The organism is Paraburkholderia suaedae (assembly GCF_040812055.1).
In the GTDB taxonomy this organism is placed as follows: Bacteria; Pseudomonadota; Gammaproteobacteria; order Burkholderiales; family Burkholderiaceae; genus Paraburkholderia.
In genome coordinates, this window is record NZ_JBFOAH010000001.1 from 662093 (window position 1) to 678108 (window position 16016).

Here is a 16016-nt window from a genome sequence, read left to right on the forward strand (position 1 = left end):
CCCGGCGCGGCCGATTAAATTGCCGGCGCCGCCTGCGCCTTCTCGTCTCGCCGCTTCGGCTGCGCCCTCTCACTCTCGCCATCGTGCCGCTCGAAAATTTCCCGCGCGGCGAACAGCGCGTTCAGCGCCGCCGGAAACCCCGCATACAGCGCCATCTGCATGAACACTTCGACGATCTCCTCGCGCGTGCAGCCGACGTTCAACGCGGCTTCGATATGCACTTTCAGCTGCGGTTGCGCGCAGCCCAGCGTCGCGAGCGACGCAATGGTCGCGATTTCGCGCGCGCGCAGATCGAGCTGCGGCCGGCTGTAAATATCGCCGAAGCCGAACTCGATCAGCAGCCTGCCGAAATCCGGCGCGATCGGCGCGAGCGCGGCGATCACCTGTTCGCCGGCCGAGCCGTCGATCTCCTTCAGCTTGTCCCAGCCTCGGGTGTAGCGGTCGTTGTATGCGTAGTCCATGGTGAGTCCTCGTCGGAATGTGAATGCGTTGAGCCGGTGTCGATCTGCCGTGCCGGGTTCCCCGCGACGGCGTTCTGCCCCGCTGCTCGAGCCGTTTCGTAGTACGCGATCTTGTCGACGATCGCGCCAAGGTTGCTCTGCAACTCGGCGATGCGCGCCCGAACCGCATCGCGGTGCGCCACCAGCAAGTCGCGGCGCGCACCCACGGTGGCCTGGCCTTGTGCACGCAGTGCCGCGAACGCTTGCATCCCGGCGATCGGCATGCCGGTCGCCTTTAGACGCATCACGAACCGCAGCCAGTCGAGATCGGCGGGCGAATACAGGCGATGGCCCGCCTGCGTGCGCCCCACCGGGCGAATCAGCCCGGCCTGTTCGTAATAGCGCAGCGTGTGCGTCGACACGCCGATCGTTTCGGCGACCAGGCCGATCGTGAGTGCAGTGGGAAGTTTCGACATGACGGACTCAGGTTAGGACTTCGAGTGCACTCTAAGTCAAGCACTCGCCGTTGTCATGGGTCCGGCTCGCCCTTTTCGTGGCGCGCGAGATGACGGATGGACCCGGAAAAGCCCGATCGCGATGCAAAAGGTTTAAGAATTGTCCGCGCTGATTTACTTGTCACCCATCGGCCGGTATAACTCGTCGGCGTTCGCAAATAGCGGCGCACGAATTGTTCTATGCTTGAGCGCAGCGCCTGTCGACAGGATGCGTCGCCGCTGCCCGGCTTATTTTTGCCCTTTAATGGAGTGCTTGCCATGCTGAAGAAGCTTTTGATGCTTTGCGTTGCGTTGGCTTTGTCGCTGTCGGCCGGATTCGCGGCGGCCGTCGAAGTGAATTCCGCCGATCAGGCGGCGCTCGAATCGGTCAAGGGCATCGGCCCGGCGCACGCCAAGGCCATCATCGACGAACGCGCGAAGAACGGCCCCTTCAAAGACGCCGATGATCTGGCCGCCCGCGTCAAGGGCATCGGCACCAAATCGGTCACCAATCTGGAAGCAGCTGGCCTGACGATCAACGGCTCATCCGCGCCGCCGGCCGGCGCGAAACCTGCCGCGAAGGTGAGCGGCATGGCGAGCACCAAGGCCGCGCCTGCGGCGAGCTCGGCAGCGCCGGTCACGACTGCGGCCACGGCTGCGCCGGCGCAAGCGTCGGGCGCCAAAGCGTCGAAACCGAAGAAGATGAGCAAGACCGCGGCGTCGGAAGCGGCGGCTTCGGCCCCGGCGGCCGCGCCCATGGCGAATGCGCCCGCCGACGCTTCCGGCGCGAAGGCCTCGAAAAAGGCAAAGAAAAGCAAGGCCGCTTCGGCTGCCGCGGCTTCCGGAGCATAGGCCCACTGACCCACAAACGCATCAACGGCGCACACCGGGGCGGGCGACGGCATAGCAAGGCGTCATGGATACCCGCATGAGCCTCGCGCCATGCCCGTATCGAAGCGGCCCGCCCGCCTTCCCACTGCGCCGCGCGACCGCGCGGCGTTTTCACCCGCCGGCCCGTCAAGCACGTGTCGGCTTTCAAGAGAGACAGTCATGAGCCTACTCGACACCCTTGGTTCCATGCTTGGCAAATCGCCCGAAAGCGGCGGCCAGCAAGCGCTGATCGTAGCCGCACTCGAATTCGTCAATAGCCAGCCGGGCGGCCTGAACGGGCTGATCTCGCGCTTTAACGAGAAGGGCCTGGGCGATGTCGTGTCGTCGTGGGTCGGCAACGGCGAGAATCAACCCATCGCGCCCGATGCGCTGCACAGCGTGCTCGGCTCGGACACCGTCGCCAACCTCGCGGCCAAAGCGGGCGTGCAGCCGGATCAGGTGACCGGCCTGCTGTCGCAGATCCTGCCGCACGTCGTCAACGCCGCGACGCCGGAAGGCGAAGTGCCGGCCGAGGGCAAGCTGAACGCGACCACCGTGCTCGGCGCGCTCGGCGGCCTGTCGGCGCTGTTCGGCAAGAACACCAACGCGTAACGACGCGGGAGCCGCGCGCGAGCGCGGGCTGCGGACACAAAAAGAAGCGGCAACGAAGGGTCACTTTCGTTGCCGCTTTTGCGTTGCTGCTTTTACGTTACTGCTTTTACGTTACTGCTTTTGCATTGCCGCTTTTGCGTTGCTGCTCGTGATCGTCGGCCGGCAAGCGGCTGCGCTACCGCCGCTTGCGTCTGGCCGTCGAACCCGCGTTTCACTCAATGCACGACGCGCTCGAACACCAGCTTGCCGTCTTCCATTTCCACCGGAATCACGTCCTTCGGACCGAACTTGCCGGCGAGAATCAGCTTGGCGACCGGATTCTCGATCTCCTGCTGGATCGCCCGCTTCAACGGCCGGGCGCCGAACAGCGGATCGTAGCCGACCTTGCCGACGTGCTCGAGCGCCGCATCCGACACCACCAGCTGCATGTCGAGCTTCGCGAGCCGCTCGTGCAGACGCTGCAGCTGGATGCGCGCGATCGACTGGATGTTCGAGCGGTCGAGCGCATGGAACACCACGACGTCGTCGATCCGGTTCAGGAACTCGGGCCGGAAGTGCAGCTTTACCTCTTCCCAGACCGCGTCCTTGATCGCTTCCTGCGGCTCTCCGACCATCGACTGGATCACGTGCGAACCGAGGTTCGAGGTCATCACGATCACCGTGTTCTTGAAGTCCACGGTGCGTCCCTGGCCATCGGTCATGCGGCCGTCGTCGAGCACTTGCAGCAGGACGTTGAACACGTCCGGATGCGCCTTCTCGATTTCGTCGAGCAGGATGACGCTATACGGCTTGCGGCGCACGGCCTCCGTCAGATAACCGCCTTCCTCGTAACCCACGTAGCCGGGCGGCGCGCCGATCAAACGCGCGACGCTGTGCTTCTCCATGAATTCGCTCATGTCGATACGGATCAGATGATCTTCCGAATCGAAGAGAAACGCCGCCAGCGCCTTGCACAGTTCCGTCTTGCCGACGCCGGTCGGTCCGAGGAACAGGAACGAACCGTACGGACGGTTGGGGTCCGCGAGGCCCGCGCGCGAACGGCGAATCGCGTCGGCCACCGCACTGATCGCCTCGTCCTGACCGACCACGCGCTCGTGCAGTTTTTCTTCGATCTGCAACAGCTTTTCGCGCTCGCCTTGCATCATTCGCGAGACCGGAATGCCGGTGGCACGCGACACGACTTCGGCGATCTCTTCCGCGCCAACCTGCGTGCGCAACAGCCGTGGCCGCTGCGGACTGTTCTGCTCCTCGGCCTCGGCCCGCGTCACTTCCTTCAACTGCGCCTCGAGTCCCGGCAGCTTGCCGTACTGCAGCTCGGCGACCTTCTCCAGCTTGCCTTCACGCTGCAGGCGTGTGATTTCCGCACGCGTTTTCTCGATCTCTTCCTTCAGCAGCGCGCTGCCCTGCACCGCGGCTTTTTCCGCGGTCCAGATTTCTTCGAGGTCGGAGTATTCGCGATTGAGCCGCTCGATTTCCTCCTCGATCAGCTGCAGGCGCTTTTGCGACGCTTCGTCCTTTTCCTTCTTCACGGCTTCGCGTTCGATCTTCAACTGGATCAGACGCCGGTCGAGCCGGTCCATCTCTTCCGGCTTCGAGTCGATTTCCATCTTGATCTTCGACGCCGCTTCGTCGATCAGGTCGATCGCCTTGTCCGGCAGGAACCGGTCAGTGATGTAGCGATGCGACAGTTCCGCCGCCGCGACGATGGCCGGGTCGGTGATGTCGACGCCGTGATGCAGTTCGTACCTTTCCTGCAGCCCGCGCAGGATCGCGATAGTCGCCTCCACCGTCGGTTCGTCGACCAGCACCTTCTGGAAGCGCCGCTCGAGCGCGGCATCCTTCTCGATGTACTTGCGGTACTCATCGAGCGTGGTGGCGCCAACGCAATGCAGCTCGCCGCGCGAGAGCGCCGGCTTGAGCATGTTGCCCGCGTCCATCGCGCCTTCTGCCTTGCCCGCGCCGACCATCGTGTGGATTTCGTCGATGAAGACGATGGTCTGGCCCTCGTCCTTGGCGATATCGTTGAGCACGGCCTTCAGCCGCTCTTCGAATTCGCCGCGATACTTGGCGCCGGCCAGCAACGCGGCCATGTCCAGCGACAGTACGCGCTTGCCCTTCAGCGTCTCGGGCACTTCGCCGTTGACGATGCGCTGCGCGAGCCCTTCGACGATCGCGGTCTTGCCCACGCCCGGCTCGCCGATCAGCACCGGGTTGTTCTTGGTGCGGCGTTGCAGGATCTGGATGGAACGACGGATTTCGTCGTCGCGGCCGATCACCGGGTCGAGCTTGCCGGCCTGCGCGCGCTCGGTCAGGTCGATGGTGTATTTCTTGAGCGCCTCGCGCTGGCTTTCGGCGTCCTGGCTATGCACCTGCGAGCCGCCGCGCACCGCGGCAATCGCGCTTTCCAGCGACTTGCGCGACAAGCCATGCTGACGCGCGAGGCGTCCGGCTTCGCCCTTGTCGTCGGCAACCGCGAGCAGGAACATTTCGCTCGCGATGAACGTGTCGTTGAGCTTCTGCGCTTCCTTGTCCGCCTGATTCAACAAGCCGGTCAACTCGCGGCCGATCTGCACGTTGCCGTCGGTGCCCTGTACTTGCGGCAGACGGGTCATCGCATCGGCGAGTGCGGCTTGCAGCGACTGAACGTGCACGCCGGCGCGCGAAAGCAGCGAGCGCGCCGAGCCATCCTGCTGCGCGATGAGCGCGGACAGCACATGAACCGGTTCGACGTATTGATTGTCATGGCCGACGGCCAGACTCTGCGCATCCGCCAGTGCTTCCTGGAATTTAGTGGTGAGTTTGTCGATTCTCATCAAGAGACCTCCAATTTCGATTACCACCAAAATGAGGCGTTTTAATTAGGTTTCAAGCGTTTTTTTGCGCCCGATTGCAAGAATTTAACATTTGAGCGAAACAACTGTCCGCGCCCCGTTTCTGGTCGACGGCGCGGAACGCTGGCCGCGGGCGCCGCAGTGAGTCATCCGTAGAGTCGGTCACTGTCATAACGCGGATCACGATAAGCGCAAGCCGCGATCCTGGAATGAGCGCGTCAATGCGAGGGTTGCCGTGGGGCGCCGCTTCGCCCTAAGATGCAGCCAGAACGCATGTTTTGGCCGCCTAACGCGGCTTTAATCTGGAATCAGCATGAATCCGTCTTTCCCAGCCGCGCCGGACGTCGAGCGCGTCGCCGAGCCCACCGAGGCCAATATCCGCGAACTCGTCTACGGTTTCTACGACCGTGTGCGCGCCGATGCGCTGCTCGGCCCGGTCTTCGAAGCAAAGCTCGCCGGCCGCTGGGACGAGCATCTGCCGAAGATGTGCACGTTCTGGGGCTCTCTCGTGCTGGGCGCGAAACAGTACCGCGGCAACGTGCAGCAAGCGCATCAGCCGCTGGAAGGCGTCGAGCCACAGCACTTCAGCCGCTGGCTGTATCTGTTTCTGGATACGGTCGAATCGCGGTACCAGCCCGCCGCGGCGGTGCGCTTCATGGAACCAGCGCTGCGTATCGCGCAAAGCCTGCAATTGAGCCGCTTCGGATGGGACTACAAGGTTTTACCCGAGCAGCAGGCGCTGCTTGAACGGGTGGCGCCCAAGCGTCGCGCGGATGACGGCGGCGCGCCCGAGCCACAACGTCCGGCCGGCGAGCCGTTTCCGGCGCGGATCATCGGGCGCTCGCGCGACGAATGAGCGGACCCGGATGCAGTCGAATTCCGTTCGGCACGTTGCAGTGCCTCTGAATGTCGCCGAGTGCTTTGGCCAGCTTTTGGCTGAGGTGCCTTCCGTCGAACTGCGCTCCCGCTGCACTGGGCGCAACCGGCTTCTGCAAAACTGCAGCCCGCTTTGACGGCTACGCGGCCCGCGCCTATTCGGGGGTTCCATTCCCTGAATCGATGCCCCAACGGGCGAGCGCGGCGTCGTCGGTGACGCGCGCATCGACCCAGCGCTCGCCGGCTTCGGTCTTCTCTTTTTTCCAGAACGGCGCCTGGGTCTTCAGATAATCCATCACGAACTCACATGACGCAAACGCGTCGCCGCGATGCGCGGCCGTGGTCGCGACCAGCACGATCTGGTCCAACGGATACAGCTTGCCGACCCGATGCACGATCAGCACTTCGATGCCCGGCCAGCGTTCGCACGCGCTGACCACGATCGCTTCCAGCGACTTCTCGGTCATGCCTGGATAATGCTCGAGCTCCATCGTCTCGACGGAGCTGCCGTCGTTCAGATCGCGCACGGTGCCGATAAAGCAGGCGACCGCGCCGATTCTCGGATTCCGCGCCCGCAATGCGGCGAGTTCGGCGCTGACGTCGAAGTCTTCTGTCTGGACGCGAACGGGCATGGTCGGCTCCCTGTTGACGATCTGGCGGCGTTGCCGCCTACCCGCCGGTGACGGGCGGAAAAAACGCGACTTCACAGCCCTCCGTGATCCGGGTACCGGCTCCGGTCATCACGTGGTTGCACGCCATGCGCAGCGCGCGGCCTTCGGCGAGCGTGTCGGCCCAGACTCCGCCACGCACGCGCAGCCACGCGCGCACGTCGCCGACGGTCGCGATGCCGTCGGGCAGTTCGACCGTTTCGTCGGCCAGATTGAGCGCTTCGCGCACGCTCGCAAAATAGCGCAGTTCGATCTTCATCGGGATGCCGCCGGCTTCGGCCGGCCTCAATTCAGTAATTCGGAAAAGGGAATGAAGCGCACAGTCTCGCCCGCGCGGATCGCATGGTTCGGCGGATTGTCGATCAGGCCGTCGCCCCACACCGTCGAGGTCAGCACGGCAGAACTCTGATTCGGGAACAGATCGAGGCCGCCTGCCTCGTTGAGCCGCGCGCGCAGGAATTCGTTGCGGCGGTCGGCCTTGCTTTGCGTGAAGTCCGCGCGCAACGACAGCGTGCGCGGCGCGACCGTCAGCGCGCCGGCGAGACTCAGAACGAACGGACGCACGAACAGCACAAAGGTCGCGAAGCTGGAAACGGGGTTGCCGGGTAGACCGATGAAGAACGTTTCAGGCGTGGCCGCTGTCGCTGTCGCTGTCGCTGCCGACGCCGACGCCGACGAATCCGCATCCGCATCCGCACCCGCATCCGCATCCGCATGGGCCGCCGCACGGCGCACCGCGCCGAACGCGAGCGGCTTGCCCGGCTTCATTGCGATCTGCCACATCGACAGACGCCCTTCCGCCTCGACGGCGGGCTTCACGTGATCTTCCTCGCCGACCGAAACGCCGCCGCAAGTGAGGATCAGATCGTGGCCGTCGGCGGCTTCACGCAGCGTCGCGCGGGTCGCGTCGAGCTGGTCGGCGACGATGCCATAGTCGGTCACTTCGCAGCCAAGCTTTTCCAGCAGGCCGCGCAGCGTAAAGCGGTTCGAGTTGTAAATCGCGCCCGGTTTCAGCGGTTCGCCCGGCATGGCGAGTTCGTCGCCGGTGAAGAACACCGCGACTTTGACGCGGCGACGCACCTGAAGCTGCGCGCAGCCCACCGATGCGGCGAGCCCCAACGCCTGAGGCGTGAGCCGCGTGCCGGCCGGCAGAATGATGGAGCCGCGGCGGATGTCCGCGCCTTGCGCGGTCATCCATTCACCGGCTTGCGGGGTATGAAGAATCGTGACGGCGTCGCCAGCCGCCTCGGTTTGCTCCTGCATGACGATCGCGTCGGCGCCCGGCGGCACGGTTGCGCCGGTGAAGATACGCGCCGCGGTACCGGGCGCGAGCGGCGTGGGCGCGTGCCCGGCCGGAATGCGTTGCGATACAGGCAAGCGGCTGCCGCCCGCGCCCGCCAGGTCCGCCGTGCGAATCGCGAAACCGTCCATGGCGCTGGTGTTCATCGGCGGGACGTCGAGCGGCGATATGACGTCGGCCGACAGCACGCGGTTCAGCGCGTCCAGCGTCGGGATGGATTGCGTGCCGACGATCGGGCGCGCGGCGCCAAGCAGGGTCGCCAACGCTTCGGCAGTGGCGAGCATGGGAGCGCGGGGCGTTGGTGTGGACATCTCTGATTTCGAAGCCGCGGATTAAAAGAACATTGTAGCGGCCGATGCCGTCGGCCTGGCGTCGTGCCGGAGTTCTGCAGGCTCACACTCTCCGCCTCCCCCGCCGAGCCGCAGGAGCGCCGGGGGGATTGCGGCAGCTTGCGCTTCTTGTAGCGCGCACAGCGAACTGCGCGGCGAGCGCTGGCTGACACCCGGTCTACCCATCCAGCAGACGCTCCTGAATGCCTGTCGACCCGGCTCGGCGCAATACAGCCTCACTCGCCCGTATGGGCGACGATAAAGTCCTTCACACGCTGAGCATCCGCCGGCAGCACCTCGAAGCGCTGCGGCAACGACTCCAGGCCTGAAAACGCCGCCGGCCGCTCCGGTTCGCGCAACAGCGCTTCGCGGATCGTCTCGCCGAACTTGATCGGTTGCGCGGTCTCCAGCACGATCATCGGAATGCCCGGCTGCAGATGTTCGCGCGCCACCTTCAGGCCGTCGGCCGTGTGCGTGTCGATCATGGTGTCGTAGCGCTGGAACACGTCGCGGATCGTCTCCACGCGGCTGTCGTGGCTGCTGCTGCCGGACACGAAACCAAATTCCTTCACGCGCGCAAAATCGCCGCTCGCCGCAAGATCGAAACCGCCCTTTTCCTCGACATCGCGGAACAGTTGCAGAACCCGCGCCGGATCGCGGCCCAGCAGATCGAACACGAAGCGCTCGAAGTTCGACGCCTTCGAAATGTCCATGCTCGGGCTGCTCGTGTGGTACGTCTCGGCGGCCTTGCGCACGCGATAAATACCGGTGCGAAAGAATTCGTCGAGCACGTCGTTTTCGTTGGTGGCGACCACCAGCTTTTCGACGGGCAGACCCATCATCCGCGCGATGTGACCCGCGCAGACGTTGCCGAAATTGCCCGACGGCACCGTGAACGACACCCGCTCGTCGTTCGACTGCGTCGCCGCGAAATAGCCCTTGAAGTAGTACACGACCTGCGCGACGACGCGCGCCCAGTTGATCGAATTGACCGTACCGATCTTGTACTTAGCCTTGAACGCATGATCGTTCGACACCGCTTTGACGATGTCCTGCGCGTCGTCGAACACGCCTTCAACAGCGATGTTGAAGATGTTCGGGTCCTGCAGGCTGTACATCTGCGCGGTCTGGAATGCGCTCATTTTCCTGTGCGGCGACAGCATGAACACGCTGATGCCGTGCTTGCCGCGCATCGCGTACTCGGCGGCGCTGCCGGTGTCGCCCGAGGTCGCGCCGAGAATGTTCAGCGTTTCACCGTTTTTGGCCAGCGCGTACTCGAACAGGTTGCCGATCAATTGCATCGCCATGTCCTTGAACGCGAGCGTCGGCCCGTTCGACAGTTCCAGCAGCGCGAGCGGCGCGCCGTTTTCGACGCCCAGCACTTTCAGCGGCGTGATCTGCGCGGCGCTTTCGTCGTCGCGCACGTTGCAGTAGGTCGCGGCCGTGTAGGTCTTGCGGGTCAGCGCGCGCAGGTCTTCGGCGGGAATGTCGTCGGTGAACTTCGACAGGATCTCGAAGGCGAGGTCCGCGTACGGCAGCTCGCGCCAGCGCGTCAGTTCGTCGGCGCTGACGCGCGGGTATTCGGCAGGCAGGTACAGGCCGCCGTCTTTCGCGAGACCGCCCAGCAGGATGTCCGAAAAAGTGTGGCGCTCGCCGGCTCCGGCGCCGCGCGTGGAAAGATAGTTCATAGTTCGGCCTAGTTCAGCGCTTCCATGCGCAGCTTCGTGACTTGCGACACAACGGTCTTGAGCGCTTCGATCGTCCTGATCGCCGCGTTGACGTGCTTTTCCACCGTTTCGTGCGTGATCAGGATGATGTCCGTTTCGCCCTTGCCGTTCGCGTCGACCTGCTCCGATTCCTTTTGCAGCAGCGCGTCGATCGAGATGCCCGTGTCGGCGAGAATGCGCGTGATGTCGGCCAGCACGCCGGTCACGTCCGCCACCCGCAGACGCAGGTAGTAGCCGCTCGTCACTTCTTCGATCGGCAGGATCGGCGTGTTGGACAGGCTGTCGGGCTGGAACGCGAGGTGCGGCACCCGATGCTCCGGATCCGCCGTATGCAGGCGCGTCACGTCGACCAGGTCGGCCACCACCGCGGAGGCCGTCGGCTCGGCGCCGGCGCCCTTGCCGTAGTAAAGCGTGGCGCCGACCGCGTCGCCATGCACGACCACCGCGTTCATCGCGCCCTCCACATTCGCCAGCAGACGCTTTTCCGGGATCAGCGTGGGGTGCACGCGCAGTTCGATGCCCTTGTCGGTGCGGCGCGTAATACCGAGCAGCTTGATGCGGTAGCCCAGTTCCTCGGCGTATTTGATGTCGATCGCCGCGAGCTTGCTGATGCCTTCGACATACGCGCGGTCGAACTGCACCGGCACGCCGAACGCGATCGCACTCATGATGGTCGCCTTGTGCGCAGCGTCCACGCCTTCGATGTCGAAGGTCGGATCGGCTTCGGCATAGCCGAGCTCCTGTGCGGCTTTCAGCGCGGTCGCGAAATCGAGTCCGCGGTCGCGCATCTCCGACAGGATGTAGTTCGTGGTGCCGTTGATGATGCCCGCGATGTACTGGATGCGATTGGCCGTCAGCCCTTCGCGCAGCGCCTTGATGATCGGAATGCCGCCCGCCACCGCCGCCTCGAACGACACCATCACGCCATTGGCATGCGCCGCTTCGAAGATCTCCGTGCCGTGCACCGCCAGCAGCGCCTTGTTGGCGGTGACCACATGCTTGCGGTTCCTGATCGCGCGCAGCACGAGATCGCGCGCCACGGTGGTGCCGCCGATCATCTCGGCCACGATATCGATCGACGGGTCGTCGACCACCGCGTTGAAGTCATCGGTCAGCGCGACGGTGCCGGCTTGTGCGCCGAGCGCCGCCGTCGCCTTCGCGGGATTGCGCACGGCAATGCGGGCAATCTCGATGCCGCGGCCCGCGCGGCGTCTGATTTCTTCCTGGTTGCGGCGCAGTACCGTGAAGGTGCCGCTGCCTACCGTGCCGAAGCCCAGCAGTCCAACTTTGATCGGTTCCATGCAGCGTATGTTTTCGAGTAGATGATTGAAAGGAAACGGGTGTCGGGAGTGGCGCGCCCGGTGCGGTGCCTGCCGCTTGGCGCGCCACCCAGGTGTTAGGCCGTATGACGCTTGCGATAGCCGTCAAGGAAGCGCGCAATCCGGTTGATCGAATCCGCGAGGTCGTCGACGTTCGGCAGAAACACGACGCGGAAGTGGTCCGGTGTCTTCCAGTTGAAACCGGTGCCCTGCACGAGCAGCACGCGCTCTTCGAGCAGCAGATCGAGGATGAACTGCTGGTCGTTCTGGATCGGATAGATTTTCGGATCGAGCCGCGGGAACATGTACAGCGCCGCTTCCGGCTTCACGCAGCTGACGCCCGGGATCGCCGTCAGCATGTCATACGCGAGTTCGCGTTGTTTGTACAGGCGCCCGCTCGGCACGATCAGGTCGTTGATGCTCTGATAACCGCCGAGCGCCGTCTGGATCGCGTACTGGCCGGGCACGTTCGGGCACAGCCGCATCGACGCGAGGATGCCGAGCCCCTCGAAATAGTCGCGGGCGTTGCGGCGGTTCTCGCCGGTCAGGCCCGAGATGAACATCCAGCCCGCGCGATAGCCGCACGAACGGTAGCTCTTGGACAGGCTGTTGAAAGTGACCGTGAGCACGTCTTCGGAAAGCGCCGCCATCGACGTATGGAGCTTGCCGTCGTAGATGATCTTGTCGTAGACCTCGTCGGCGAAGATCACGAGGCCGTGCTGGCGCGCGATTTCGATCAGGCCGAGCAGCAGTTCGTTCGAGTACAGCGCGCCGGTCGGGTTGTTCGGGTTGATGACCACGAGCGCGCGGGTGTTCGGGGTGATCTTCGCGCGAATGTCGTCGAGGTCGGGCATCCAGCGGTTCGACTCGTCGCACAGGTAATGCACCGGCGTGCCGCCCGCGAGGCTCACGCCAGCGGTCCACAGCGGATAGTCGGGCGCCGGCAGCAGCACTTCGTCGCCGTCGTTGAGAAGGCCCTGCAGCGCCATCACGATCAGTTCCGACGCGCCGTTACCGATGTAGATGTCGTCCAGCTCCACGCCGTGCACGCCCTTTTGCTGCGTGTAATGCATGATCGCCTTGCGCGCGGCGAACACGCCCTTCGAGTCCGAGTAGCCGGACGAACCCGGGAGGTTCAGGATCATGTCCTGAATGATTTCGTCGGGTGCTTCGAAGCCGAACGGCGCGAGATTGCCGATGTTCAGCTTGATGATGCGGTGGCCCTCTTCTTCGAGCCGTTTCGCATGTTCGAGGACGGGCCCGCGAATGTCGTAGCAGACGTTCAGCAATTTGTTGGATTTGAGAATCGGTTTCACGGCGGGCACTTCATCCTGTTGATGGCTGGGGCGAACCGGCGCTGGCTGGATACGCGAGGCAGGCCAGTTCGCCGATACGGGGAATTCGGGCGCGCAGGGCCGGCGACGGCTGCCAGACGCGGATGGGGGCGCCATTCGGGGCCGCTGCGCTTCGCAGCTGCAGCGCTTTTTTCGGGCACGGTTGGGTGCCGCTTGCTTCTAGGTCAGTTGCAACCATGCCAGTTGCTTTCACGCCGCTCGTGAGCCGTTTTCGCGCCCCGTTGCTTCGGCCGCGGCGCCCGTGCTGCGCGCGCTTGGCACATTGCGCCCAGGCAGTGAAGCCGGATCAGGCGCAACGCACGGTCAGAATGGGCAAACGAACGCACCCGGGCCAAAACCCGGCAAAAATCTGGCGAAAGCGGGAAAAACCAAAGCAGGTAACCGTGGATTGCGCCGTTGCGCATAGCGCAGCTTGTGGCGGCACATGAGCGAAGGGCGCGGCAAGGCGGCCAAAAAGCTATAATTTAGCGGATTTTGACCGACTTCCGCAATGCGCCAACCGCATCGGCAAGCGTTTTCGGTCCTCTTCGTGCCCACTCGCGTCGAACTGCCTGCTTCGCTCCGTCCGATCAGACTATCCGCACGCATGATGTCTCACGACTTCGGAAAACCAATTTGAAACTACATCAGGACTCCAGCGGCGCGCTCAATACCGTCACCGGCTATGGCGCCGACTACGTCGAAATCAATCTGGTGCGCCATCAGGGCAGCATTCTCGTGCTGCCGGACGCACCGGTCATCCCCTGGCCTGTCTCCGCGTTCGACCAGTTGAGCGCCGAGCACTTCGCGATGCTGATCGAAGCCGCGCCGGAAGTGGTCGTGTTCGGCAGCGGCGAGCGGCTGCGCTTTCCGCACCCGCGCCTGACCGCCGCGCTGACGGGCAAGCGCATCGGCGTGGAAACGATGGATTTCAAGGCCGCCTGCCGCACCTACAACATTCTGATGGCCGAAGGCCGTAAGGTCGCAGCTGCGTTGCTGATCGAAGGGTAGTGACGGGCCTCGCGCCGCGCCGGTGCTGCTGCAGCAGCGCCGTGTCGCCGTGTCGCCGTGTCGCCGTGTCGCCGTGTCGCCGTGTCGCCGTGGCGCTGTGCCGCCGACCAGTTTCGCAGCGGCGGCATGCCGTTGCGCGCCGCCGCGCAAGCGTGCGACAGGCCGCTCGTGGCGCCGCATTGTCGCCCGCCCTTGGCCGCGTCACGGTTGATCACGTACACTGCGCGCCACCGGTGCGGTGTGCACGAGCCAGCCCGGCGGGTGCGTCGCCGGTCCGGGCATCGATTGCCCGGCCACGTTACGCTGCGCGGCGACCGACGCACCCGCGACCGGCCGCTTAGGCCGTGCGCGGCTCGCGATGCGCCGCAGCGCCGCCCGCAGCACCCGCAAATGGCCGCCGCCGCGCATAGCCGGTCGCCATTTCCAGACAACACCGCTTCGCCGCGCACGCGGTGTCGCCCAACAGGTTGAAATCCATGAACGATACGCCGTCGAGGCTACCGCTCAATCGCACCATGATCCTGCTGCTGGTGCTGGCCCTCGCCGTAATCTGGTTCGTGCCGCTCGGCTGGCGCCACCTGCTGCCGAGCGACGAAGGCCGCTACGCCGAAATGGCGCGCGAGATGTTCGTGACCGGCGACTGGATCACGCCGCGCTACAACGGCTACAAATATTTCGAAAAGCCGCCGCTGCAAACCTGGGCGAATGCGCTCACGTTTGCCTGGTTCGGCATCGGCGAATGGCAGGCGCGCCTGTACACCGCGCTGACGGGGTTTGCGGGCGTGCTGCTGATCGGTTTCACGGGCGCTCGCGTGTTCAATGCCGCAACCGGCGTGTTCGCCGCGATCGTGCTGGCGTGCTCGCCGTACTGGAACCTGATGGGCCATTTCAACACGCTCGACATGGGTCTGTCGTTCTGGATGGCGCTCACGCTGTGCGCATTGCTGCTCGCGCAGCGCCCCAATCTGCCGGGCTCGAGCGTGCGCGGCTGGATGTGGGTGTGCTGGGTGTCGATGGGGCTGGCGGTGTTGTCGAAGGGACTCGTGGGCGTCATCCTGCCGGGCGCGGTACTCGTGCTCTACACGGCGATCGCGCGTGACTGGGCGCTGTGGAAGCGCCTGCACCTGATCGGCGGCCTGATCCTGTTCTTCGCGATCGTCACCCCCTGGTTCGTACTGGTTCAGCAGCGCAATCCCGAGTTCCTGAACTTCTTTTTCGTCGTTCAGCAGTTCAAGCGCTATCTGACGCCCGAGCAGAACCGCCCCGGCGCCTTCTACTACTTCGTGCCGGTGCTGCTGGTGGGCTTTCTGCCGTGGCTCTCGGTGGCACTGCAAAGCGTGCGCCACGCGTGGCGCCAGCCGCGCCAGCCGAACGGTTTCGCGCCGGTCACGCTGATGTTCGTGTGGATCGGCTTCATCTTCCTGTTCTTTAGCGCGTCGCACTCGAAACTGCTGTCCTACACGCTGCCGATCGCCCCGCCGATCGCGCTGCTGATCGGCATGTACCTGCCGCTCGTCACACGCGAGCAGTTGCGCCGGCACCTGGCCGGCTACGCGCTGTTTCTGGTCGCAGCCGCGTTCGCCGCGCTCTTCATGACGCGCTTTGGCAGCGCGCGCAATCCGGCTGCCCTGTATGCCGAGTACCGCACCTGGGTGTTGGCTGCGCTCGGCGTCGCGTTCGCGCTGACGCTCGCCGCGATGTGGCTGAACCGCCGCAGCCGGGCCGGCAACCTCGGCGCGATTGCCTGCTTCGGCGCGGCCTGGCTGCTGCTCGGCACGATCGCCGGCACGGGTCATGACGTGTTCGGCCGCCTGAGCTCCGGCGCGCCGCTCGCCCCGGCGATCAAGGCCGAGCTCGCGAAGCTGCCGGCCGATACCCCGTTCTACTCGGTGGGCGTGCTCGACCACACCCTGCCGTTCTACGTCGGCCACACGACGATCATGGTCGAGCACCCCGACGAACTGGCATTCGGCGTCTCGGTAGAACCACAGAAATGGATACCGTCCGTCGACGCATGGATGGAACGCTGGAAAGCCGAGCGCTATGCGCTCGCGCTGATTCCGCCCCCCACCTACGATCGGCTGGTCAAGCAAGGCCTGCCGATGCAGGTGATCGCGCGGGATTCGCGCCGGGTGGTGGTGATGAAGCCGCTCGCGCCGTCCGGCGCGCCCGCGGCGCTGGAAAAACCGCAACCCTGACCCCATC

General features: G+C 64.7%; 15 protein-coding genes. 5 read left to right on the plus strand and 10 right to left on the minus strand.

Annotated elements, in window-relative coordinates; genetic code table 11:
• Nucleotides 1–14: 14 nt before the first annotated feature.
• Both ABQJ48_RS02860 and ABQJ48_RS02865 read right to left on the minus strand, forming a co-directional pair.
• A complete protein-coding gene (locus tag ABQJ48_RS02860; RefSeq protein WP_367835803.1) occupies nucleotides 15–461 on the minus strand; it encodes a carboxymuconolactone decarboxylase family protein in 447 nt (148 codons plus the stop codon).
• On the minus strand, nucleotides 413–916 hold the full coding sequence (locus tag ABQJ48_RS02865; protein WP_367835804.1) for a MerR family transcriptional regulator: 504 nt from the start codon (nucleotides 914–916) through the stop codon (nucleotides 413–415). Before ABQJ48_RS02865 ends, ABQJ48_RS02860 begins: the two co-directional genes overlap by 49 nt.
• Before the next feature lie 297 nt (nucleotides 917–1213).
• On the opposite strand from ABQJ48_RS02865, the gene ABQJ48_RS02870 reads away from it, so the two are divergent.
• Together ABQJ48_RS02870 and ABQJ48_RS02875 are read left to right on the plus strand one after the other, a co-directional pair.
• Entirely contained in the window at nucleotides 1214–1786 is a 573-nt protein-coding gene (locus ABQJ48_RS02870) for a ComEA family DNA-binding protein (RefSeq protein WP_367835806.1), read from the plus strand.
• Nucleotides 1787–1876: 90 nt separating this feature from the next.
• Entirely contained in the window at nucleotides 1877–2416 is a 540-nt protein-coding gene (locus tag ABQJ48_RS02875; protein ID WP_473094087.1) for a YidB family protein, read from the plus strand.
• Between the two features lie 215 nt (nucleotides 2417–2631).
• Here the strand turns inward: ABQJ48_RS02875 and clpB are convergent, their stop codons facing one another.
• Nucleotides 2632–5229 (minus strand): ATP-dependent chaperone ClpB, encoded by a 2598-nt coding sequence (gene clpB / locus ABQJ48_RS02880; protein WP_367835810.1) that lies wholly within the window; start codon nucleotides 5227–5229, stop codon nucleotides 2632–2634.
• 331 nt (nucleotides 5230–5560) lie between these two features.
• Between clpB and ABQJ48_RS02885 the strand changes: the two genes are divergently transcribed.
• Complete coding sequence (locus tag ABQJ48_RS02885) at nucleotides 5561–6103, plus strand: group III truncated hemoglobin (RefSeq protein WP_367835812.1); 543 nt, start codon at nucleotides 5561–5563, stop codon at nucleotides 6101–6103.
• A 175-nt stretch (nucleotides 6104–6278) separates the two neighbouring features.
• Here the strand turns inward: ABQJ48_RS02885 and ABQJ48_RS02890 are convergent, their stop codons facing one another.
• From ABQJ48_RS02890 to ABQJ48_RS02915, 6 genes are all read right to left on the minus strand, one after another.
• A complete protein-coding gene (locus tag ABQJ48_RS02890; RefSeq protein WP_367835814.1) occupies nucleotides 6279–6755 on the minus strand; it encodes a molybdenum cofactor biosynthesis protein MoaE in 477 nt (158 codons plus the stop codon).
• Nucleotides 6756–6792: 37 nt separating this feature from the next.
• The gene (gene moaD / locus ABQJ48_RS02895; RefSeq protein ID WP_367835816.1) at nucleotides 6793–7050 is read right to left on the minus strand and encodes a molybdopterin converting factor subunit 1; all 258 of its coding nucleotides are present in this window, start codon (nucleotides 7048–7050) and stop codon (nucleotides 6793–6795) included.
• Between the two features lie 26 nt (nucleotides 7051–7076).
• Nucleotides 7077–8375, minus strand: a complete 1299-nt coding sequence (locus tag ABQJ48_RS02900) for a molybdopterin molybdotransferase MoeA (protein WP_473094088.1) — start codon at nucleotides 8373–8375, stop codon at nucleotides 7077–7079.
• Between the two features lie 281 nt (nucleotides 8376–8656).
• The gene (gene thrC, locus ABQJ48_RS02905; protein ID WP_367835820.1) at nucleotides 8657–10108 is read right to left on the minus strand and encodes a threonine synthase; all 1452 of its coding nucleotides are present in this window, start codon (nucleotides 10106–10108) and stop codon (nucleotides 8657–8659) included.
• 8 nt (nucleotides 10109–10116) lie between these two features.
• The gene (locus tag ABQJ48_RS02910; RefSeq protein ID WP_367835822.1) at nucleotides 10117–11448 is read right to left on the minus strand and encodes a homoserine dehydrogenase; all 1332 of its coding nucleotides are present in this window, start codon (nucleotides 11446–11448) and stop codon (nucleotides 10117–10119) included.
• Nucleotides 11449–11543: 95 nt separating this feature from the next.
• On the minus strand, nucleotides 11544–12791 hold the full coding sequence (locus tag ABQJ48_RS02915) for a pyridoxal phosphate-dependent aminotransferase (protein WP_367835824.1): 1248 nt from the start codon (nucleotides 12789–12791) through the stop codon (nucleotides 11544–11546).
• 645 nt (nucleotides 12792–13436) lie between these two features.
• Here ABQJ48_RS02915 and ABQJ48_RS02920 point away from each other — a divergent pair.
• Nucleotides 13437–13811: an Mth938-like domain-containing protein gene (locus tag ABQJ48_RS02920; protein WP_367835826.1), complete on the plus strand. Its 375-nt coding sequence runs from the start codon at nucleotides 13437–13439 to the stop codon at nucleotides 13809–13811.
• A gap of 337 nt (nucleotides 13812–14148) precedes the next feature.
• On the opposite strand, the gene ABQJ48_RS02925 is transcribed toward ABQJ48_RS02920, so the two are convergent.
• Entirely contained in the window at nucleotides 14149–14289 is a 141-nt protein-coding gene (locus tag ABQJ48_RS02925; RefSeq protein ID WP_367835828.1) for a hypothetical protein, read from the minus strand.
• On the opposite strand from ABQJ48_RS02925, the gene ABQJ48_RS02930 reads away from it, so the two are divergent.
• On the plus strand, nucleotides 14288–16009 hold the full coding sequence (locus ABQJ48_RS02930) for a glycosyltransferase family 39 protein (protein WP_367835830.1): 1722 nt from the start codon (nucleotides 14288–14290) through the stop codon (nucleotides 16007–16009). The genes ABQJ48_RS02925 and ABQJ48_RS02930 overlap by 2 nt on opposite strands.
• Nucleotides 16010–16016 lie beyond the last annotated feature (7 nt).